Below are 18808 nucleotides of genomic sequence, written 5' to 3'. Positions count from 1 at the left end.
GACGCTTTGGAGGTATTGATGTCGCAGCCACCAAAGGTTTTGCTGCTGTACGCCCACCCGGAATCACCCGATTCGGTCGCCAATCGCGTTTTATTACAACAAGCGCAGCAACTTGAACATGTCACCGTGCACGATTTGTACGCCCACTATCCCGACTTCTTTATTGATATCCACCGCGAACAGCAACTGCTGCGCGAGCATAAAGTGATCGTCTTCCAGCATCCTCTTTATACCTACAGCTGCCCGGCGTTGCTGAAGGAATGGATGGATCGCGTACTGGCGAGAGGCTTTGCCAGCGGAGCAGGGGGCAATGAACTGCGGGGAAAATACTGGCGTTCGGTGGTCACCACCGGCGAACCCGAAGGGGCGTATAAAGCGGGCGGGTATAACCGCTATCCGATGTCCGACATTATGCGGCCATTTGAGCTGACCTCGGCGATGTGTCATATGCACTGGATGACGCCCGTCATCATTTACTGGGCGCGTCGTCAGAAACCTGATGTGTTGCAAAGCCATGCTGAAGCTTACGGCGAATGGCTTAAATCTCCGCTGCCGCAGGGAGGGATCGCCTGATGGATGGTTCAAATCTGCCCGCCGCGATCCTGCTGTTTCTGTTCGCCGCCGTCGTGGCCGTTCCCGTTGCGCAGCGTTTAGGCATTGGCGCGGTGCTCGGCTATTTGCTGGCCGGGATCGCCATCGGCCCTTGGGGGCTGGGCTTTATTCGCGACGTCGACGAAATTCTGCACTTCTCTGAACTCGGCGTGGTCTTTCTGATGTTTATCATCGGGCTGGAGCTGAACCCCGGAAAGCTGTGGGCATTGCGGCGGCAAATATTTGGCGTCGGCGCCGGGCAGGTGATCCTCACTGCGCTGGTGCTCGGCGGCCTGCTTTATCTGACGAAGTTCTCCTGGCAGGCGGCGGTGATCGGCGGTATCGGGCTGGCGATGTCATCAACGGCCATGGCGTTGCAGCTGATGCGCGATAAAGGCATGACCCGTAACGAAGGCGGCCAGCTGGGTTTTGCCGTGCTGCTGTTTCAGGACATCGCGGTAATCCCGGCCCTGGCGCTGATCCCGATTCTGGCGGGAGGGTCCGAGGGCAGCAATAACTGGGAAATGATCGGTATTAAAGTGCTGGCGTTTGGCGGCATGCTGATTGGCGGCCGCTATTTGCTGCGGCCCATTTTCCGGCTGATCGTTGCCTCCGGCGTGCGCGAGGTGTTTACCGCCGCCGCGTTGCTGGTGGTGCTGGGTTCGGCGTTGTTTATGGATACGTTGGGCTTTTCGATGGCGCTCGGGACGTTTATCGCCGGGATTTTACTGGCAGAAAGTGAATATCAGCACGAACTGGAAATCGCTATCGAGCCATTTAAGGGTTTACTGCTCGGGCTGTTCTTTATTTCTGTTGGCATGGCGTTGAATCTGGGGGTGCTGTACACCCATATTCTGCTGGTGCTGGCCGGTGTGATTATTCTGGTGACGGTCAAAGGTGCGGTGCTCTACGGGCTTTCCCGGGTGTTTGGGTTACGCACTTCAGTCCGGCTGCAATTCTCCGCTGTGCTCAGCCAGGGAGGCGAGTTTGCTTTCGTGCTGTTTTCGGCCGCCGGCGCGCAGAAAGTCATTTCTTCTTCCCAGCTTTCATTGCTGCTGGTGGTGGTGACGTTATCGATGATGACCACGCCTTTGCTGATGCAGTGGGTGGACCGGATCCTGGTACGTCGCTATAACGACGGTGAAGAGAGCGACGAAAAGCACTTTGTGCAGGATGATGAGCCGCAAGTGATTATCGTCGGATTCGGGCGTTTCGGGCAGGTCATCGGGCGTTTGCTGATGGCGAATAAGATGCGCATCACCGTACTGGAGCGCGATATCAGTGCGGTCGGGCTGATGCGCACCTATGGGTATAAAGTCTATTACGGCGATGCGACCGAACTTGAGTTGCTGAGGGCATCCGGCGCGGAGAAAGCGAAATCGATTGTCATTACCTGTGATGAGCCGGAAGACACAATGACCATCGTGCATTTGTGTCAGCAACACTTTCCTCATCTGAATATTCTGGCGCGCGCCCGGGGCCGCGTAGAAGCCCATGAACTGTTGCAGGCGGGCGTAGCGCACTTCTCCCGCGAGACGTTCTCCAGTGCGCTGGAACTGGGCAAGAAGGCGCTGGTGACGCTGGGTATGCATCCGCACAGTGCGTATCGCGCCCAGCAGCATTTTCGCCGTCTCGATATGCGTATGCTGCGTGAGCTGGTGCCACAAAACCGGGGTGATGTGGCGCAAATTTCCCGCGTGAAAGAGGCGCGGCGCGAACTGGAAGATATCTTCCAGAGCGAAATGCATAACGAACGCCGGCAGCTTGATGGCTGGGATGATGATGAATAGTCCGGCAGATTAAAAATAATGCCGCCTTTTGAGCGAAAACTGACCAGACGCAATGTCGTTAATTTCAGGAGAAGTAACAATGGCTACTACCCGTAAACGTTTTATCGCCGGCGCGGTGTGTCCGAAATGTAAGGCGCTGGATACGCTGGCGTTATGGACGGAAGATCAGGTTGAAGTGGTGGAATGCATGACGTGCGGCCACCATCAGCGCCAGACGGATGCGCAGGTCAGTAAGAAGCTGCGTCCGGAAGAGCAGGTGATCGGTATTTTCGATCCAAAGTAGCGTTAATAGCCGCGTTTTTTTATGCTGTAGGGTACAGCGGCGCGGATTTCCGCTACACTCTTCGCCAAATTTATCCGGTATCGCTTTTCAGGATGATCTCATCGAAAAGTGACCGTCACTGAATTAGTCTTAACTGACGTTGCGTACGTTGTTAAGACGTCCGCATACAACAAATTAAGTTTCCAACGGTAGGAGTTATCATGAAAGTATCTAAAGACCTGGTCATCAGCGTGGCATATCAGGTACGTACAGAAGACGGTGTGTTGGTTGATGAATCTCCGGTGAGCGCACCGTTGGATTATCTGCACGGCCATGGCTCCCTGATCTCCGGTCTGGAAACGGCGCTGGAAGGCCATGCCATCGGCGACGTATTCGACGTGCACGTTGGCGCGAATGACGCTTACGGCAACTACGATGAAAATCTGGTTCAGCGCGTTCCTAAAGACGTGTTCATGGGTGTTGAAGAGCTGGAAGTGGGTATGCGTTTCCTGGCTGACACCGATCAAGGCCCGGTTCCTGTTGAAATCACTGAAGTTGACGGCGACCACGTTGTTGTCGATGGTAACCACATGCTGGCGGGTCAGGATCTGAACTTCCACGTTGAAGTGGTTGCTATCCGTGAAGCGACTGAAGAAGAACTGGCGCATGGCCACGTTCATGGCGAACACGGCCACGACCATGGTCACGATCACGAACATGGTGACGGTTGCTGCGGTGGCCACGGTCACAGCCATGATCACGATCACGGCCATGATGAAGCGAAGAAAGGCGGTTGCGGCGGCAACGGCGGCTGCGGTTGTCATTGATCGCACGCCCGCTGTCGCGGTTAATAAGAAAGGCGCCTGATGGGCGCCTTTTTACTGGGTCAGGGAACGTTATCAATAATGTGGCGGCGGAGTTTCTTCCGACTGATCTGCAATCATTGACGGCTGGCTGGCGCGCAGTTTGTCCGTCAGCAGACGCAGATGATCATGTAAACGGCTCATCTCCAGCTGGTGTTGCGTCACGATCATATTCAGCTCTTCGATGGTGACTTCCTGAAAAGCCAGTTTGTTTTCCAGCATTTCCAGACGCTGTTCAACGGTATTTGAGTTCATCATTGTTACCTCATCGTGTGGCTCAAGTTGATCAGATTGAGCACTGACCGGAACCTCATCCTGCAATTAGGTGGCCGATTCTACCTGCAAATACGGCGAATTACCTGACAACTGTGGCGCTCAACCTTCGTTTTTCAACGGTTTCGCGAAACTAATTGATGCGTAAAAGGTCTGAAATAGACGCTAATGGCGTGTATAGAGATTGTTTTGTCGTGAGACGGACAGTTATAGTAACCGCCGAACTTTCGTAATGATTACCAGAGGTCATAAACTTCTGGTCCTGGAGAAATGGATGAAATCACTGTTTAAAGTCACCCTGCTGGCAACGACCATGGCAATCGCCCTGAACGCGACTCAGGTTATGGCTGCTGAAACTGCACCGGCCGCAGCGGCAAAACCTGCTGCCACCGCGCCAGCTGCTGCACCTGCAGCAGAAGCCTCTAAGTTTAAAAGTGATGATGAGCAGGCGGCTTACGCGCTGGGCGCTTCACTGGGTCGCTACATGGACAACTCGCTGAAAGAACAAGAAAAACTGGGCATCAAACTGGATAAAGACCAGTTGATCGCCGGTGTTCAGGATGCGTTTGCGAACAAGAGCAAATTGTCAGATCAGGAAATCGAGAAAACCCTGCAAACCTTCGAAGGCCGTGTGAAAGCTTCTGCACAAGCTAAGATGGAACAGGATGCTAAAGCGAATTCCGACAAAGGTGACAAATTCCGTGCTGATTTCGCTAAAGAAAAAGGCGTGAAGAAGACGGAATCTGGCCTGATGTATCAGGTAGAAAAACCAGGTACTGGCGCGGCACCTAAAGACAGCGACACCGTTGTCGTGAACTACAAAGGTACCCTGACCGACGGTACAGAGTTCGATAACTCTTACACCCGCGGCGAGCCACTGTCTTTCCGTCTTGATGGCGTGATCCCAGGCTGGACCGAAGGCCTGAAACACATCAAGAAAGGCGGCAAAATCAAGCTGGTCATTCCACCAGAACTGGCCTACGGCAAAACCGGCGTTCCGGGGATCCCAGCGAATTCTACTCTGGTGTTCGACGTTGAACTGCTGGACGTGAAGGCTGCGCCTAAAGCAGATCCTAAAGCAGCTGAAAAACCAGCTGAAGCTGAAGCAGCGCCAAAAGCAAACTAAGCGAAAGCACAGTTGCTGCAACGAACCGTCGCATAATGCGGCGGTTTTTTTTCGCGGGTAACTTTTATCGCAACCAATCCCTCTTTTTACTGCGGTTACTCTATGATGATTACTTGACGCTTCTGTCCGTCGGGCATAACGTCACAGATCCGTAAACTCGCCAGACCGTTTTTTCTGTAGTTTTGGTACAGTAACGAACCTGGAATGATGAATAATGCGCCCTGGCTCCCATGAGAAGGCGCGATGTAGAGGGTGGTAGCTTCAATGTCTAATTCGCTTATAACTGGCGAAACCGGCGAACTGGATTTGCTGGACCAACGTCCTTTTAGCCAGGTCGATCACGAAATTTTGTCTTCCTACGAGGCCGTCGTGGACGGACTGGCGATGCTTATTGGTGAGCATTGCGAAATTGTTCTTCACTCGCTGGAAGATCTGAAATGTTCCGCCGTGCGAATCGCCAACGGTGAACACACAGGCCGTAAGATTGGTTCGCCTATTACGGATCTGGCGCTGCGCATGTTGCATGACATGACCGGCGCGGACAGCAATGTCTCCAAAGCCTATTTCACCCGCGCAAAAAGCGGTGTGTTGATGAAGTCAGTCACTATCGCCATTCGCAATCGCGAACAGCGCGTGGTGGGGCTGTTGTGTATCAACATGAATCTTGACGTACCTTTCTCGCAAATCATTCAAACCTTTATGCCGCCTGAAACGCAGGAAGTGGCACCTTCGGTTAACTTCGCGTCGTCCGTTGACGATCTGGTCGCACAAACGCTCGAATTCACGATTGAAGAAGTGAACGCTGACCGTAATGTGTCTAACAATGCGAAGAACCGTCAGGTGGTTCTGAATCTTTATGAAAAAGGTATTTTTGATATCAAAGATGCTATCAATCAGGTCGCTGACCGGCTGAATATTTCCAAACACACGGTCTACCTGTATATCCGCCAGTTTAAAAGCGGTGACCTGGTGGGGAATGAGCGTTGAAACTGCGTTATTGCCTCCTGGTGACCGGCCCGGCTTATGGAACGCAACAAGCCAGTGCCGCTTATCAGTTTGCGCTGGCTTTGCTCGCCAGCGGCCATCAACTCGACAGCGTGTTTTTCTATCGGGATGGGGTGTTGAACGGCAATTTGCTTTCTGCCCCGGCCTCCGATGAATTCGATTTGGTTCGTTCATGGCAAAGAATGGCGGCCGATCATCAGGTAGCGCTCAATGTGTGCATTGCTGCGGCATTGCGCCGGGGAGTGATCGATGAAACGGAAGCGCATAATCAGGGGCATGGTCAGACCAACCTGCAACCCGGCTTCAACCTCACCGGATTGGGCAGTCTCGCAGAAGCGTCACTGACCTGCGATCGAATGGTGCAATTCTGATGTGTCTGAGCGGAAAACAACGATGAAGAAGGTGGCGTTTATTTTCACGCAGGGACCTCACGGTACATCTGCCGGTCGTGAAGGTCTTGATGCATTGCTGGCAACTTCTGCCCTGACCGAAGACATTGGCGTCTTTTTCATGGCGGATGGGGTGTTTCAGCTGATCCCAGGCCAGCAGCCCGAAAAAATATTAGCGCGCAATTATATCGCGACATTTGGCGTGTTATCGCTTTACGACGTCGATCAGTGCTATGTCTGTTCGTCATCTTTAAAGGCAAGAGGATTGTCTGTTACGCAGGATTGGGTGCTGGATGTTGCGCCGCTGTCTGTCGCCGAAATCCGTCGCCAACTGGCTGAATATGATGTGGTGCTGACTTTCTGAATCAGGAATTCCGATGCTTTTTACTCTTGGCCGTTCCCCGCAACACTGTGATTTCCCGCTGCTTGTTAAACTGGTGACTCAGGATGATGCCCTGCTGTTGATGCAAGATGGTGTGCTGGCTTCCCTTGAAGGCAGTGAGGCGTGCGAGCTGCTTTTTCAGCATGTACAAAGTGTCTATGTGCTAAGCGAGGATTTGGCCGCCAGAGGATTGGTTGGTCAAATATCACACAATATTACCCTGATCGACTATACTGGTTTCGTCGCGCTGACGGAGAAACATGCCCAGCAAACCGCTTGGTGAATCTATGATGTGCTGTATATTTCTTGACACCCTCCAAGGTCAGCTCTAAAATTCTGCGTCCCCATATTAGCTAATGCTTTTTATGGGGCGATTTATCACGCGTTTACAAAGTAGTTTATGAACCAAAATCCAGGAGCTTTTTAATGGCAACAATTAATCAGCTGGTACGCAAACCACGCTCTACGAAGGTTGCTAAAAGCAACGTTCCAGCGCTGGAAGCTTGCCCGCAGAAACGTGGCGTATGTACCCGTGTATATACCACCACTCCTAAAAAACCAAACTCCGCATTGCGTAAAGTATGCCGTGTGCGTTTGACTAACGGTTTTGAAGTTACCTCCTACATCGGCGGTGAAGGTCATAACCTTCAGGAACACTCCGTGATCCTGATCCGTGGCGGTCGTGTAAAAGACTTGCCAGGTGTGCGTTATCACACCGTCCGCGGCGCGCTGGACTGTTCAGGCGTTAAGGATCGTAAGCAATCTCGTTCTAAATACGGCGTTAAAAAGCCGAAGTCTTAATGGTTCTCCGTTAAGTAAGGCCAAACATTTTCACATTACTGTCAAAATAAACTCTTAGAGTTTTGGACAATCCTGAATTAACAACGGAGTATTTCCATGCCACGTCGTCGCGTCATTGGTCAACGTAAAATCCTGCCAGATCCTAAGTTCGGATCCGAACTGCTGGCAAAATTCGTCAACATTCTGATGGTAGATGGTAAAAAATCTACTGCAGAAGCAATCGTCTACACTGCTCTTGAGACCCTGGCTCAACGTAGCGGTAAAGGCCACCTGGAAGCTTTCGAAGTCGCACTGGACAACGTTCGTCCGACTGTCGAAGTTAAGTCCCGCCGTGTAGGTGGTTCTACTTATCAGGTTCCAGTAGAAGTCCGTCCGGTTCGTCGTAATGCTCTGGCAATGCGTTGGATCGTTGAAGCTGCTCGTAAACGCGGTGATAAATCCATGGCTCTCCGCCTGGCGAACGAACTTTCTGATGCTGCAGAGAACAAAGGTACTGCAGTTAAGAAACGTGAAGACGTTCACCGTATGGCTGAAGCCAACAAGGCGTTCGCCCACTACCGCTGGTAATCACTTCGCTGTAGTTATGCTAACCAAGCGGGCGCTTCAAGAAGCCAACCCGCTTGGCTTAACCGAACTTGAACGTCCTAGTTATAGAGGAATCAAATGGCTCGTAAAACACCCATTGAGCGCTACCGTAACATTGGTATCAGTGCTCACATCGACGCCGGTAAGACAACTACTACCGAACGTGTTCTGTTCTACACCGGTGTAAACCACAAAATCGGTGAAGTTCATGACGGCGCAGCCACCATGGACTGGATGGAGCAGGAGCAGGAACGTGGTATTACCATCACGTCCGCTGCGACAACCTGTTTCTGGTCTGGTATGGCTAAGCAGTTTGAACCACACCACATCAACATCATTGACACCCCAGGACACGTTGACTTCACCATCGAAGTTGAACGTTCCATGCGTGTTCTTGATGGCGCGGTAATGGTTTACTGTGCAGTTGGTGGTGTTCAGCCACAGTCTGAGACCGTATGGCGCCAGGCAAACAAATATAAAGTTCCACGTATCGCGTTCGTTAACAAAATGGACCGTATGGGTGCTAACTTCCTGAAAGTTGTTGACCAGATTGAAAAACGTCTGGGCGCAACTCCGGTGCCTCTGCAACTGGCAATCGGCGCGGAAGAGAAATTCACCGGTGTTGTTGACCTGGTGAAAATGAAAGCTATCAACTGGAACGAAGCAGATCAGGGCGTGACCTTCGAATACGAAGAGATCCCAGCTGATATGCAAGAACTGGCTGAAGAATGGCGTCAGAAACTGGTTGAGTCCGCTGCTGAAGGTTCTGATGAGCTGATGGAGAAATTCTTTGGTGGCGAAGAGCTGACTGAAGAAGAGATCAAAGCTTCTCTGCGTAAGCGCGTTCTGAACAACGAAGTTATCCTGGTTACCTGTGGTTCTGCGTTTAAAAACAAAGGCGTACAGGCAATGCTGGATGCTGTTGTTGAATATCTGCCAGCACCAACTGACGTTGAAGCTATCAACGGTATGTTGGATGACGGTAAAGATACTCCGGCAGTTCGCCATTCTGACGATGCTGAGCCGTTCTCTGCTCTGGCGTTCAAAATCGCTACTGACCCATTCGTGGGTAACTTGACGTTCTTCCGTGTTTATTCCGGTCTCGTCAACTCTGGTGACACTGTATTTAACCCAGTGAAATCACAGCGTGAACGTCTGGGTCGTATCGTTCAGATGCACGCTAACAAGCGTGAAGAAATCAAAGAAGTTCGTGCGGGCGATATCGCTGCAGCGATCGGTCTGAAAGACGTGACTACTGGTGATACCTTGTGTGATCCGGATAACGTGATCATTCTGGAGCGCATGGAATTCCCTGAGCCGGTAATCTCCGTTGCGGTAGAACCAAAAACCAAAGCTGACCAGGAAAAAATGGGTCTGGCTCTGGGCCGTCTGGCGAAAGAAGACCCATCATTCCGCGTATGGACTGACGAAGAATCTGGTCAGACTATCATCGCAGGTATGGGTGAACTTCACCTGGATATCCTGGTTGACCGTATGCGTCGTGAGTTTAACGTTGAAGCGAACGTAGGTAAGCCGCAGGTTGCTTACCGTGAAGCGATTCGCTCCAAAGTGACTGACGTTGAAGGTAAACACGCCAAGCAGTCTGGTGGTCGTGGTCAGTACGGTCACGTTGTGATCGATATGTATCCGTTGGAGCCAGGCTCGAATCCGAAAGGCTACGAGTTTGTCAACGAAATCAAGGGTGGTGTAATTCCTGGCGAATACATCTCTGCGATTGACAAAGGCATCCAGGAACAGCTGAAATCAGGTCCTCTGGCGGGTTACCCAGTAGTAGATCTCGGTGTGCGTCTGCACTTCGGTTCTTACCACGACGTTGACTCCTCCGAGCTGGCGTTTAAACTGGCCGCTTCTATTGCCTTCAAAGATGGCTTTAAGAAAGCGAAACCAGTTCTGCTTGAGCCGATCATGAAGGTTGAAGTAGAAACTCCAGAAGAGAACACTGGTGACGTCATCGGTGACCTTAGCCGTCGTCGTGGTATGCTGAAAGGCCAAGATTCTAACGCTACTGGCGTTGTGATTCATGCCGAAGTTCCGCTTTCCGAAATGTTCGGTTATGCGACTCAGCTGCGTTCACTGACTAAAGGCCGTGCATCTTACTCCATGGAATTCCTGAAGTATGATGATGCGCCGAATAACGTGGCCCTGGCCGTTATTGAAGCTCGTGGCAAATAAGCCACAGTTTTAAACACAATGATCCCGTGCTCTCTCTATGAAGGGAGAGCACAAGAGTAAGGAATATAGCCGTGTCTAAAGAAAAATTTGAACGTAACAAACCGCACGTTAACGTTGGTACTATCGGCCACGTCGACCACGGTAAAACTACCCTGACTGCAGCAATCACCACCGTTCTGGCTAAAACCTACGGCGGTTCTGCACGCGCATTCGACCAGATCGATAACGCACCAGAAGAAAAAGCTCGTGGTATCACCATCAACACTTCACACGTTGAATATGACACCCCGACTCGTCACTACGCGCACGTTGACTGCCCAGGGCACGCCGACTACGTGAAAAACATGATCACCGGTGCTGCTCAGATGGACGGCGCTATCCTGGTTGTTGCTGCAACTGATGGCCCTATGCCTCAGACCCGTGAGCACATCCTGCTGGGTCGCCAGGTTGGCGTTCCATTCATGATCGTGTTCATGAACAAATGCGACATGGTTGATGATGAAGAGCTGCTGGAACTGGTAGAAATGGAAGTTCGTGAACTTCTTTCTGCTTACGAATTCCCAGGCGACGACATCCCGGTCATCAAAGGTTCAGCGCTGAAAGCACTGGAAGGCGATGCAACTTGGGAAGCGAAAATCATCGAACTGGCAGAAGCACTGGACAGCTACATTCCATTGCCAGAGCGTGCTATCGATAAGCCGTTCCTGCTGCCAATCGAAGACGTATTCTCCATCTCCGGCCGTGGTACGGTTGTTACCGGTCGTGTAGAGCGCGGTATCGTTAAAGTGGGCGAAGAAGTTGAAATCGTGGGTATCAAGGACACTGTTAAGTCTACTTGTACCGGCGTTGAAATGTTCCGCAAACTGCTGGACGAAGGCCGTGCTGGTGAGAACGTTGGTGTTCTGCTGCGTGGTATCAAACGTGAAGACATCGAACGTGGTCAGGTTCTGGCTAAACCAGGTTCAATCAAACCACACACTAAGTTTGATTCCGAAGTGTACATCCTGAGCAAAGAAGAAGGTGGTCGTCATACTCCATTCTTCAAAGGCTACCGTCCACAGTTCTACTTCCGTACAACTGACGTGACCGGTACTATCGAACTGCCAGAAGGCGTTGAGATGGTAATGCCTGGTGACAACGTGAACATGGTTGTTACCCTGATCCACCCAATCGCGATGGATGACGGTCTGCGTTTCGCAATCCGTGAAGGCGGCCGTACAGTAGGCGCTGGTGTTGTTGCTAAAGTTATCGCTTAATCGCTGATAATTAAGAGCAAAAAAAAGGGTGCTTCGGCACCCTTTTTTATTGCCTGAAAATGAGTCAAAAGTATACGCGCCACATTTGCAATAATAACCATTCTCATTTAAAGTTAAAGGAAGTTATATGCGAGGTGTGGTTTATATGTACGTGTGTTTGTGTAATTCAGTCAGTGATAAAACAATCAGACAGGCAGTAAGACGTTACCAGCCTCAAACGTTTCAACAGCTCAGGAATTTTGTGCCGGTCGGGACTCAATGTGGCAAATGTGTACGCGCAGCACGTCAGATAATGGAAGATGAGTTGCAGCAAATTCCCGAGTTCAAAAACATCGCGTAAAAATACTTCGTTAAAAAGTGTGCCTTTTTTTTGACTTACTCTGTACCGGATCTACGCTTTAGATACCGGAACGGAGGAGTTACCTATGAAAGGCGATAAAAAAGTCATTGCACACCTCAATAAACTTCTTGGAAATGAACTGGTTGCTATCAATCAGTATTTTTTGCATGCGCGTATGTTCAAAAACTGGGGGCTGATGCGTCTTAATGGTATCGAGTATCATGAATCGATAGACGAAATGAAACATGCTGATATCTACATTGAGCGTATCTTGTTCCTTGAAGGGCTACCAAATTTGCAGGATTTAGGCAAACTCAACATTGGTGAAGATGTTGAAGAGATGCTGAAGTCAGATTTGCTTCTGGAATTAGAAGGTGCGAAAGATCTGCGTGAGGCTATTTCATACGCAGACTCCGTCCATGATTATGTCAGTCGCGATATGATGATCACCATTCTGGCCGATGAGGAGCATCACATCGACTGGCTGGAAACAGAGATCGAGTTAATTGGACGCATCGGACTGCAAAACTATATTCAGTCGCAATTGAAAGAAGAATCACAGTAACGGTCTTGAGTAGAACCCAAGAATATTACATCAGCCAGAGCATTTCACTTTTCTGGCTGGTGTAGATAAGAAAGCCTGCAGCTGAAAGGCTCGGACCAAAAGGTATTTGCTTTTCAGCGCCCCCATTTTTTTTCCAAAATATCGAAAATACCATTCCCGAACATGCGGCCAGTGTACAGACAAGAGGCAGCGCCTCCCACCCTGTCCAGGCTCCGATAGCTGCAAGCAGTTTAAAGTCGCCATATCCGACGCCTTCCTTCCCCGAAAAAAACCTGAACAACCAATAAAGTCCCCATAAAGACAGATACCCACATACCGATCCGCATATGGCGGACTCCGGTGATATTCCCACCCCAGACACACTTATCAGTAAGCCGGACCACAATAAAGGTTGAGTCAGTGCATCTGGCAGCCTGAGGGTGTAATAGTCGATCATGCTCAGAATCAGAAGAAACCCCATGAACCACAAGATTGATAAAAGGGCTAATGAGAAGGGGAGGACAAAAGAAAGACCAAGCAACAGTATTCCGCAAGTTCCTCCATTAAGCAAAACACGCTTAGATCTCGACTCCTGAAGTAAAATACAAAGCCCGATGAAAAATGGGCAGTTGGATAATCTTATGGGGCATCTGGTTCGAAGACCTGATTTTGTTTTGGGGCGATGCGGTGCCAGCGTGAATGTATCGGTACTCGGTTGCAAATCGTCGTTCGAGTTGTTTGCGAGGTGAAGTCGGCGTGCGGTGATCGTTAAAGCGCCGCCAAAAATTGCCCCGAATATCAAAGATGAGGCATGAATAGCAAAAGAAAGTAAACTGCCAGACTTGAGTATGCTTTGTAGAAATTCCGCCATGATTGCCCCCGCTTTGCTTATGCGATGATATTTACCAGGGCAGATAGTGGATAGTCAGGAGCCAAGGGTCTAGAGAATTCATTGTTAACTATGAATGCATTACGACATTGATATGACCGCTGATAACTATTGATGCGGGACATCATTGAGTGTGAGGCAGGATGAACAGCGCAAAGAGGGCGCGCAAAATAAACGCACATTCTCTGGATTGGCAGTTGCTTAATCTGACGGTTTACGTATAATGCGCGGGCTTACCTAATATTGGTAAGCCTGATTCAATCTGAATCAGCTGGCCACTGAGGCAACTCGCTGGTCAACAATACTCCCGATATGGGGGTTATGTGAAGAACGATTACACTCTCCCATCAATCGAAATGGGTTTGAGGAGTAATCATTTACGTTTAAAATAATTGGAGCTCTGGTCTCATGCAGAACCAAAGAATCCGTATCCGCCTGAAAGCGTTTGATCATCGTTTGATCGATCAATCAACTGCGGAAATCGTTGAGACTGCGAAGCGCACTGGTGCGCAAGTTCGTGGTCCAATCCCGCTGCCGACCCGCAAAGAGCGTTTTACTATTCTGATTTCTCCGCACGTCAATAAAGATGCGCGCGATCAGTATGAAATTCGTACTCACAAGCGTCTGGTTGACATCGTTGAGCCAACCGAGAAAACCGTGGATGCTCTGATGCGTCTGGATCTGGCTGCTGGTGTAGACGTGCAGATCAGCCTGGGTTAATCAGGTCATTGACGATTGAGAGGTTGAAACAATGATTGGTTTAGTCGGTAAGAAAGTGGGCATGACTCGTATCTTCACAGAAGATGGCGTTTCAATCCCAGTAACCGTTATCGAAATTGAAGCAAACCGCGTTACTCAGGTCAAAGACCTGGACAACGATGGTTACCGTGCTGTGCAGGTTACTACTGGTAGCAAAAAAGCTAACCGTGTAACCAAACCAGAAGCGGGTCACTTCGCTAAAGCTGGCGTAGAAGCTGGCCGTGGTTTGTGGGAATTCCGCCTTGCAGAAGGTGAAGAATTTACTGCAGGTCAGAACATTAGCGTTGAAATTTTCGCAGACGTTAAGAAAGTCGATGTTACCGGTACTTCTAAAGGTAAAGGTTTTGCTGGCACAGTTAAGCGCTGGAACTTCCGTACCCAAGATGCTACCCACGGTAACTCCTTGGCACACCGTGGACATGGTTCAATCGGTCAGAATCAGACTCCAGGTAAAGTGTTCAAAGGTAAGAAAATGGCAGGCCAACTGGGTAACGAACGTGTAACCGTTCAGAGCCTGGATGTAGTACGTGTTGATGCTGAGCGCAACCTGCTACTGGTCAAGGGTGCTGTTCCGGGTGCTACCGGTGGCAACCTGATCGTTAAACCTGCTGTTAAGGCTTAACGTCGAGGAGATAGGAATGGAATTAGTAGTGAAAGACGCGCAAAGCGCGCTGACTGTTTCCGAAACTACCTTCGGGCGTGATTTCAATGAAGCGCTTGTACACCAGGTCGTTGTTGCTTATGCAGCAGGTGCCCGTCAAGGTACTCGCGCTCAGAAGACCCGTGCTGAAGTAACTGGTTCCGGTAAAAAACCTTGGCGTCAGAAAGGTACTGGCCGTGCGCGTGCAGGTTCTGTAAAGAGCCCAATCTGGCGTTCCGGTGGTGTAACCTTCGCTGCAAAGCCACAGGACCACAGTCAAAAAGTAAATAAAAAGATGTACCGCGGCGCGCTGAAAAGCATTCTGTCCGAACTGGTACGTCAAGATCGTCTGATCGTTGTCGAATCGTTCTCTGTAGAAGCGCCTAAAACTAAGCTGCTGGCACAGAAACTGAAAGACATGGCTCTGGAAGACGTGCTGATTGTAACTGGCGAAGTCGACGAGAATCTGTTCCTGGCCGCACGTAACCTGTACAAGGTTGACGTTCGCGATGTAGCAGGTATCGATCCAGTAAGCCTGATCGCCTTCGACAAAGTGGTTATGACTGCTGACGCTGTGAAGCAAGTTGAGGAGATGCTGGCATGATTCGTGAAGAACGTCTGCTGAAAGTGCTGCGCGCGCCGCACGTTTCTGAAAAAGCTTCTACCGCGATGGAAAAGAACAACACCATCGTACTCAAAGTTGCCAAAGACGCGACTAAAGCAGAAATCAAAGCTGCGGTTTCGAAACTGTTTGAAGTCGAAGTCGAAGACGTAAACACCTTGCTGGTTAAAGGCAAAGTGAAACGTCAGGGTCAGCGTGTTGGTCGTCGTAGCGACTGGAAAAAAGCTTACGTCACCCTGAAAGAAGGCCAGAATCTGGACTTCATCAGCGGCGCTGAGTAAGTCGGAGGAGTAAGAAACAATGGCAATTGTTAAATGTAAACCTACATCTCCGGGTCGTCGCCACGTTGTTAAAGTGGTTAACCCTGAGCTGCACAAGGGTAAACCTTATGCCCCGCTGCTTGAAAAACTGAGCAAAAGCGGTGGCCGTAACAACAATGGCCGTATCACCACCCGTCATATCGGTGGTGGCCACAAACAGCATTACCGTCTTGTTGACTTTAAACGCAACAAAGATGGCATCGCTGCAGTGGTTGAGCGTCTGGAGTACGATCCGAACCGTTCCGCGAATATCGCGCTGGTTCTGTACAAAGACGGTGAACGCCGTTATATCCTGGCGCCGAAAGGCCTGAAAGTGGGTGACCAGATCCAATCTGGCGTTGATGCTGCAATCAAGACAGGTAACGCCCTGCCTATGCGCAACATCCCAGTAGGTTCAACGGTTCACAACGTAGAAATGAAACCAGGTAAAGGCGGCCAGATGGCTCGCTCAGCTGGTGCTTACGTTCAGATCGTTGCTCGTGACGGTTCCTACGTAACTCTGCGTCTGCGCTCTGGCGAAATGCGTAAAGTTCAGATTGATTGCCGCGCCACCTTAGGTGAAGTCGGTAACTCTGAACATATGCTTCGCGTTCTGGGTAAAGCAGGTGCAAGTCGTTGGCGTGGTATTCGTCCTACCGTTCGCGGTACTGCGATGAACCCAGTCGATCACCCACACGGTGGTGGTGAAGGTCGTAACTTTGGTAAGCACCCGGTAACTCCGTGGGGCGTTCAAACCAAAGGTAAGAAGACCCGTAGCAACAAGCGTACTGATAAATTCATTGTACGTCGCCGTAGTAAAAAATAATTAGAGGATAAGCCATGCCACGTTCTCTCAAGAAAGGTCCTTTTATTGACCTGCACTTGCTGAAGAAGGTAGAGAAAGCGGTGGAAAGCGGTGACAAGAAGCCTTTGCGCACTTGGTCCCGTCGTTCAACGATCTTTCCTAACATGATCGGTTTGACCATCGCTGTCCATAATGGTCGTCAGCACGTACCAGTGTTCGTTTCCGATGAAATGGTCGGTCACAAACTGGGTGAATTCGCGCCGACTCGTACTTATCGCGGCCATGCGGCTGATAAAAAAGCTAAAAAGCGCTAAGGTAGGAGGAAGAGATGGAAACTATAGCTAAACATCGCCACGCTCGTTCTTCTGCTCAGAAGGTCCGCCTTGTTGCTGACCTGATCCGCGGTAAGAAAGTGTCGCAAGCTCTGGAAACTTTGGCCTACACCAACAAGAAAGCTGCTGGTCTGGTTAAGAAGGTGCTGGAGTCTGCCATTGCTAACGCAGAACACAACGATGGCGCTGACATCGATGATCTGAAAGTCACGAAGATTTTCGTAGACGAAGGCCCAAGCATGAAGCGCATTATGCCGCGTGCTAAAGGTCGTGCAGATCGTATCCTGAAGCGCACCAGCCACATTACTGTGGTTGTGTCCGATCGCTGAGACTCTGGAGACTAGCAATGGGTCAGAAAGTACATCCTAATGGTATTCGCCTAGGTATTGTCAAACCTTGGAATTCTACTTGGTATGCAAATACCAAAGATTTCGCTGACAACCTGGACAGCGACTTTAAAGTTCGCCAGTTCCTGACTAAGGAATTGTCGAAAGCTTCCGTTTCTCGCATCGTTATCGAGCGTCCAGCGAAGAGCATCCGTGTGACTATTCACACCGCTCGTCCTGGCATCGTAATCGGCAAGAAAGGTGAAGATGTCGAAAAACTGCGTAAGGTCGTAGCGGATATCGCTGGCGTTCCTGCGCAGATTAACATCGCCGAAATCCGTAAACCGGAACTGGACGCAAAATTGGTTGCTGACAGCATCACTTCACAGCTGGAACGTCGTGTTATGTTCCGTCGTGCTATGAAGCGTGCTGTACAGAACGCAATGCGTCTTGGCGCTAAAGGTATCAAAGTTGAAGTAAGCGGCCGCCTTGGCGGTGCTGAAATCGCGCGTACCGAATGGTACCGTGAAGGTCGTGTTCCGTTGCATACTCTGCGTGCGGATATCGATTACAACACATCTGAAGCGCACACCACTTACGGTGTAATCGGCGTTAAGGTATGGATCTTCAAAGGTGAGATCCTGGGTGGTATGGCTGCAGTTGAACAACCGGAACCGGCTGCTCAACCTAAAAAGCAGCAGCGTAAAGGCCGCAAGTAAGGAGAGTCGCTGATGTTACAACCAAAGCGTACAAAATTCCGTAAGGTGCACAAGGGCCGCAACCGTGGTCTTGCGCAAGGTACGGATGTGAGCTTCGGCACTTACGGTCTGAAAGCTGTTGGCCGTGGTCGTCTGACTGCTCGTCAAATTGAAGCAGCACGTCGTGCGATGACCCGTGCAGTTAAGCGTCAAGGTAAGATCTGGATCCGAGTATTCCCGGACAAACCGATCACCGAGAAACCGCTCGAAGTTCGTATGGGTAAAGGTAAAGGCAACGTAGAGTATTGGGTTGCTTTGATTCAGCCTGGTAAAGTCCTGTATGAAATGGACGGTGTGCCTGAAGAGCTGGCTCGTGAAGCCTTCCAGCTGGCAGCAGCCAAACTGCCTATCAAAACCACCTTTGTAACTAAGACGGTGATGTAATGAAAGCACAAGAGCTGCGCGAAAAAAGCGTGGAAGAGCTGAACACTGAGTTGCTGAACCTTTTGCGTGAGCAGTTTAACCTGCGCATGCAAACGGCAAGCGGTCAGTTGCAGCAAACACACCTGTTGAAACAAGTGCGTCGTGATGTTGCACGTGTGAAAACTTTACTGACTGAAAAGGCGGGTGCGTAATGACTGATAAGATCCGTACTCTGCAGGGTCGTGTAATCAGTGACAAAATGGAGAAATCCATGGTTGTTGCGATTGAGCGTGTGGTGAAACATCCGATTTACGGTAAATTCATCAAACGTACGACCAAATTGCACGTACATGACGAGAACAATGAATGTGGTATCGGCGACGTTGTAGAAATCAGCGAATGCCGTCCACTGTCTAAGACTAAGTCTTGGACCTTGGTTCGCGTTGTAGAGAAAGCGATTCTGTAATACAGTAGCGCTTCTCAAAAACAAATAAACGGCTCATGTACGTGGGCCGTTTATTTTTTCTACCCATAATCGGGAACCGGTGTTATAATGCCGCGCCCTCATATTGTGGGGATTTCTTAATGACCTATCCTGGGTCCTAAGTTGTAGTT

General features: G+C 50.2%; 28 protein-coding genes. 26 read left to right on the top strand and 2 right to left on the bottom strand.

Annotated features, from left to right (window positions below):
• Positions 1–18: 18 nt before the first annotated feature.
• The 4 genes from kefG (at position 19) to slyD (ending at position 3470) form a co-directional block, all read left to right on the top strand.
• The gene (kefG, locus tag ACQZQY_RS03445) at positions 19–573 is read left to right on the top strand and encodes a glutathione-regulated potassium-efflux system ancillary protein KefG (RefSeq protein ID WP_056775210.1); all 555 of its coding nucleotides are present in this window, start codon (positions 19–21) and stop codon (positions 571–573) included.
• On the top strand, positions 573–2381 hold the full coding sequence (kefB, locus tag ACQZQY_RS03440; RefSeq protein WP_056775208.1) for a glutathione-regulated potassium-efflux system protein KefB: 1809 nt from the start codon (positions 573–575) through the stop codon (positions 2379–2381). Before kefG ends, kefB begins: the two co-directional genes overlap by 1 nt.
• Positions 2382–2460: 79 nt before the next feature.
• Positions 2461–2664 (top strand): YheV family putative zinc ribbon protein, encoded by a 204-nt coding sequence (locus ACQZQY_RS03435; protein ID WP_056775203.1) that lies wholly within the window; start codon positions 2461–2463, stop codon positions 2662–2664.
• A gap of 200 nt (positions 2665–2864) precedes the next feature.
• The gene (gene slyD / locus ACQZQY_RS03430; RefSeq protein WP_056775200.1) at positions 2865–3470 is read left to right on the top strand and encodes a peptidylprolyl isomerase; all 606 of its coding nucleotides are present in this window, start codon (positions 2865–2867) and stop codon (positions 3468–3470) included.
• 72 nt (positions 3471–3542) lie between these two features.
• Here slyD and ACQZQY_RS03425 read toward each other — a convergent pair whose 3' ends face one another.
• Positions 3543–3761: a protein SlyX gene (locus ACQZQY_RS03425; RefSeq protein WP_056775197.1), complete on the bottom strand. Its 219-nt coding sequence runs from the start codon at positions 3759–3761 to the stop codon at positions 3543–3545.
• Positions 3762–4053: 292 nt separating this feature from the next.
• Here ACQZQY_RS03425 and fkpA point away from each other — a divergent pair, with 292 nt between their 5' ends.
• The 11 genes from fkpA (at position 4054) to bfr (ending at position 12421) form a co-directional block, all read left to right on the top strand.
• Positions 4054–4905, top strand: coding sequence for an FKBP-type peptidyl-prolyl cis-trans isomerase (fkpA, locus tag ACQZQY_RS03420; RefSeq protein ID WP_136375323.1), 852 nt, complete (start codon positions 4054–4056; stop codon positions 4903–4905).
• A gap of 264 nt (positions 4906–5169) precedes the next feature.
• Positions 5170–5892 (top strand): helix-turn-helix transcriptional regulator, encoded by a 723-nt coding sequence (locus ACQZQY_RS03415; RefSeq protein ID WP_056775190.1) that lies wholly within the window; start codon positions 5170–5172, stop codon positions 5890–5892.
• Entirely contained in the window at positions 5889–6281 is a 393-nt protein-coding gene (tusD, locus tag ACQZQY_RS03410) for a sulfurtransferase complex subunit TusD (RefSeq protein ID WP_431296607.1), read from the top strand. The genes ACQZQY_RS03415 and tusD overlap by 4 nt, the downstream gene beginning before the upstream one ends.
• 22 nt (positions 6282–6303) lie before the next feature.
• The gene (tusC, locus tag ACQZQY_RS03405) at positions 6304–6663 is read left to right on the top strand and encodes a sulfurtransferase complex subunit TusC (protein WP_431296606.1); all 360 of its coding nucleotides are present in this window, start codon (positions 6304–6306) and stop codon (positions 6661–6663) included.
• Between the two features lie 13 nt (positions 6664–6676).
• Positions 6677–6964 (top strand): sulfurtransferase complex subunit TusB, encoded by a 288-nt coding sequence (gene tusB, locus ACQZQY_RS03400; RefSeq protein ID WP_431296605.1) that lies wholly within the window; start codon positions 6677–6679, stop codon positions 6962–6964.
• Positions 6965–7107: 143 nt separating this feature from the next.
• Positions 7108–7482, top strand: coding sequence for a 30S ribosomal protein S12 (gene rpsL, locus ACQZQY_RS03395; protein ID WP_013573668.1), 375 nt, complete (start codon positions 7108–7110; stop codon positions 7480–7482).
• 96 nt (positions 7483–7578) lie between these two features.
• Positions 7579–8049: a 30S ribosomal protein S7 gene (rpsG, locus tag ACQZQY_RS03390; RefSeq protein ID WP_005969574.1), complete on the top strand. Its 471-nt coding sequence runs from the start codon at positions 7579–7581 to the stop codon at positions 8047–8049.
• A gap of 96 nt (positions 8050–8145) precedes the next feature.
• A complete protein-coding gene (fusA, locus tag ACQZQY_RS03385) occupies positions 8146–10260 on the top strand; it encodes an elongation factor G (protein WP_056775179.1) in 2115 nt (704 codons plus the stop codon).
• 71 nt (positions 10261–10331) lie between these two features.
• On the top strand, positions 10332–11516 hold the full coding sequence (gene tuf / locus ACQZQY_RS03380; protein ID WP_122097336.1) for an elongation factor Tu: 1185 nt from the start codon (positions 10332–10334) through the stop codon (positions 11514–11516).
• Between the two features lie 145 nt (positions 11517–11661).
• Positions 11662–11856 carry a bacterioferritin-associated ferredoxin gene (gene bfd / locus ACQZQY_RS03375; RefSeq protein WP_056778102.1) on the top strand — a complete coding sequence of 65 codons (195 nt, stop codon included), beginning with the start codon at positions 11662–11664 and terminating at the stop codon, positions 11854–11856.
• Positions 11857–11941: 85 nt separating this feature from the next.
• Entirely contained in the window at positions 11942–12421 is a 480-nt protein-coding gene (gene bfr / locus ACQZQY_RS03370; RefSeq protein WP_056778014.1) for a bacterioferritin, read from the top strand.
• Positions 12422–12446: 25 nt separating this feature from the next.
• Here the strand turns inward: bfr and ACQZQY_RS03365 are convergent, their stop codons facing one another.
• Positions 12447–13271, bottom strand: a complete 825-nt coding sequence (locus tag ACQZQY_RS03365; protein WP_431296604.1) for a prepilin peptidase — start codon at positions 13269–13271, stop codon at positions 12447–12449.
• Positions 13272–13697: 426 nt separating this feature from the next.
• Here ACQZQY_RS03365 and rpsJ point away from each other — a divergent pair, with 426 nt between their 5' ends.
• Genes rpsJ through rpsQ form a run of 11 tightly spaced genes read left to right on the top strand, consistent with a single transcriptional unit; the run spans position 13698 to position 18659 of the window.
• Complete coding sequence (gene rpsJ, locus ACQZQY_RS03360; RefSeq protein WP_009639175.1) at positions 13698–14009, top strand: 30S ribosomal protein S10; 312 nt, start codon at positions 13698–13700, stop codon at positions 14007–14009.
• 31 nt (positions 14010–14040) lie between these two features.
• Positions 14041–14670, top strand: coding sequence for a 50S ribosomal protein L3 (gene rplC / locus ACQZQY_RS03355; RefSeq protein WP_056778020.1), 630 nt, complete (start codon positions 14041–14043; stop codon positions 14668–14670).
• Between the two features lie 16 nt (positions 14671–14686).
• Positions 14687–15292, top strand: coding sequence for a 50S ribosomal protein L4 (gene rplD / locus ACQZQY_RS03350; RefSeq protein ID WP_056778021.1), 606 nt, complete (start codon positions 14687–14689; stop codon positions 15290–15292).
• Positions 15289–15591, top strand: coding sequence for a 50S ribosomal protein L23 (rplW, locus tag ACQZQY_RS03345; RefSeq protein ID WP_056778023.1), 303 nt, complete (start codon positions 15289–15291; stop codon positions 15589–15591). The genes rplD and rplW overlap by 4 nt, the downstream gene beginning before the upstream one ends.
• A gap of 19 nt (positions 15592–15610) precedes the next feature.
• The gene (gene rplB / locus ACQZQY_RS03340) at positions 15611–16435 is read left to right on the top strand and encodes a 50S ribosomal protein L2 (RefSeq protein ID WP_056778025.1); all 825 of its coding nucleotides are present in this window, start codon (positions 15611–15613) and stop codon (positions 16433–16435) included.
• A 14-nt stretch (positions 16436–16449) separates the two neighbouring features.
• Positions 16450–16728 (top strand): 30S ribosomal protein S19, encoded by a 279-nt coding sequence (gene rpsS / locus ACQZQY_RS03335; RefSeq protein ID WP_004929772.1) that lies wholly within the window; start codon positions 16450–16452, stop codon positions 16726–16728.
• A 14-nt stretch (positions 16729–16742) separates the two neighbouring features.
• On the top strand, positions 16743–17075 hold the full coding sequence (gene rplV / locus ACQZQY_RS03330) for a 50S ribosomal protein L22 (RefSeq protein WP_004391423.1): 333 nt from the start codon (positions 16743–16745) through the stop codon (positions 17073–17075).
• 17 nt (positions 17076–17092) lie between these two features.
• On the top strand, positions 17093–17791 hold the full coding sequence (rpsC, locus tag ACQZQY_RS03325; RefSeq protein WP_056778028.1) for a 30S ribosomal protein S3: 699 nt from the start codon (positions 17093–17095) through the stop codon (positions 17789–17791).
• 12 nt (positions 17792–17803) lie between these two features.
• The gene (gene rplP / locus ACQZQY_RS03320) at positions 17804–18214 is read left to right on the top strand and encodes a 50S ribosomal protein L16 (protein ID WP_009639183.1); all 411 of its coding nucleotides are present in this window, start codon (positions 17804–17806) and stop codon (positions 18212–18214) included.
• Entirely contained in the window at positions 18214–18405 is a 192-nt protein-coding gene (rpmC, locus tag ACQZQY_RS03315) for a 50S ribosomal protein L29 (RefSeq protein WP_013573692.1), read from the top strand. Before rplP ends, rpmC begins: the two co-directional genes overlap by 1 nt.
• Positions 18405–18659: a 30S ribosomal protein S17 gene (gene rpsQ, locus ACQZQY_RS03310; protein ID WP_056778032.1), complete on the top strand. Its 255-nt coding sequence runs from the start codon at positions 18405–18407 to the stop codon at positions 18657–18659. The genes rpmC and rpsQ overlap by 1 nt, the downstream gene beginning before the upstream one ends.
• Positions 18660–18808: the final 149 nt, after the last annotated feature.

It is taken from the genome of Rahnella sp. PAMC25559 (assembly GCF_050632365.1).
GTDB classification, from domain to species: Bacteria; Pseudomonadota; Gammaproteobacteria; order Enterobacterales; family Enterobacteriaceae; genus Rahnella; species Rahnella rivi.
The sequence above is the reverse complement of the archived record's forward strand: the minus strand, read 5'-3'. Positions and strand labels throughout refer to the sequence as shown.

Bases quoted from the DNA above. Each gene is read 5' to 3' on its own strand.
- kefG (WP_056775210.1), top strand. From the start codon at position 19: ATGTCGCAGCCACCAAAGGTTTTGCTGCTGTACGCCCACCCGGAATCA.
- kefB (WP_056775208.1), top strand. From the start codon at position 573: ATGGATGGTTCAAATCTGCCCGCCGCGATCCTGCTGTTTCTGTTCGCC.
- ACQZQY_RS03435 (WP_056775203.1), top strand. From the start codon at position 2,461: ATGGCTACTACCCGTAAACGTTTTATCGCCGGCGCGGTGTGTCCGAAA.
- slyD (WP_056775200.1), top strand. From the start codon at position 2,865: ATGAAAGTATCTAAAGACCTGGTCATCAGCGTGGCATATCAGGTACGT.
- ACQZQY_RS03425 (WP_056775197.1), bottom strand. From the start codon at position 3,761: ATGAACTCAAATACCGTTGAACAGCGTCTGGAAATGCTGGAAAACAAA.
- fkpA (WP_136375323.1), top strand. From the start codon at position 4,054: ATGAAATCACTGTTTAAAGTCACCCTGCTGGCAACGACCATGGCAATC.
- ACQZQY_RS03415 (WP_056775190.1), top strand. From the start codon at position 5,170: ATGTCTAATTCGCTTATAACTGGCGAAACCGGCGAACTGGATTTGCTG.
- tusC (WP_431296606.1), top strand. From the start codon at position 6,304: ATGAAGAAGGTGGCGTTTATTTTCACGCAGGGACCTCACGGTACATCT.
- tusB (WP_431296605.1), top strand. From the start codon at position 6,677: ATGCTTTTTACTCTTGGCCGTTCCCCGCAACACTGTGATTTCCCGCTG.
- rpsL (WP_013573668.1), top strand. From the start codon at position 7,108: ATGGCAACAATTAATCAGCTGGTACGCAAACCACGCTCTACGAAGGTT.
- rpsG (WP_005969574.1), top strand. From the start codon at position 7,579: ATGCCACGTCGTCGCGTCATTGGTCAACGTAAAATCCTGCCAGATCCT.
- fusA (WP_056775179.1), top strand. From the start codon at position 8,146: ATGGCTCGTAAAACACCCATTGAGCGCTACCGTAACATTGGTATCAGT.
- bfd (WP_056778102.1), top strand. From the start codon at position 11,662: ATGTACGTGTGTTTGTGTAATTCAGTCAGTGATAAAACAATCAGACAG.
- bfr (WP_056778014.1), top strand. From the start codon at position 11,942: ATGAAAGGCGATAAAAAAGTCATTGCACACCTCAATAAACTTCTTGGA.
- ACQZQY_RS03365 (WP_431296604.1), bottom strand. From the start codon at position 13,271: ATGGCGGAATTTCTACAAAGCATACTCAAGTCTGGCAGTTTACTTTCT.
- rpsJ (WP_009639175.1), top strand. From the start codon at position 13,698: ATGCAGAACCAAAGAATCCGTATCCGCCTGAAAGCGTTTGATCATCGT.
- rplC (WP_056778020.1), top strand. From the start codon at position 14,041: ATGATTGGTTTAGTCGGTAAGAAAGTGGGCATGACTCGTATCTTCACA.
- rplD (WP_056778021.1), top strand. From the start codon at position 14,687: ATGGAATTAGTAGTGAAAGACGCGCAAAGCGCGCTGACTGTTTCCGAA.
- rplW (WP_056778023.1), top strand. From the start codon at position 15,289: ATGATTCGTGAAGAACGTCTGCTGAAAGTGCTGCGCGCGCCGCACGTT.
- rplB (WP_056778025.1), top strand. From the start codon at position 15,611: ATGGCAATTGTTAAATGTAAACCTACATCTCCGGGTCGTCGCCACGTT.
- rpsS (WP_004929772.1), top strand. From the start codon at position 16,450: ATGCCACGTTCTCTCAAGAAAGGTCCTTTTATTGACCTGCACTTGCTG.
- rplV (WP_004391423.1), top strand. From the start codon at position 16,743: ATGGAAACTATAGCTAAACATCGCCACGCTCGTTCTTCTGCTCAGAAG.
- rpsC (WP_056778028.1), top strand. From the start codon at position 17,093: ATGGGTCAGAAAGTACATCCTAATGGTATTCGCCTAGGTATTGTCAAA.
- rplP (WP_009639183.1), top strand. From the start codon at position 17,804: ATGTTACAACCAAAGCGTACAAAATTCCGTAAGGTGCACAAGGGCCGC.
- rpmC (WP_013573692.1), top strand. From the start codon at position 18,214: ATGAAAGCACAAGAGCTGCGCGAAAAAAGCGTGGAAGAGCTGAACACT.
- rpsQ (WP_056778032.1), top strand. From the start codon at position 18,405: ATGACTGATAAGATCCGTACTCTGCAGGGTCGTGTAATCAGTGACAAA.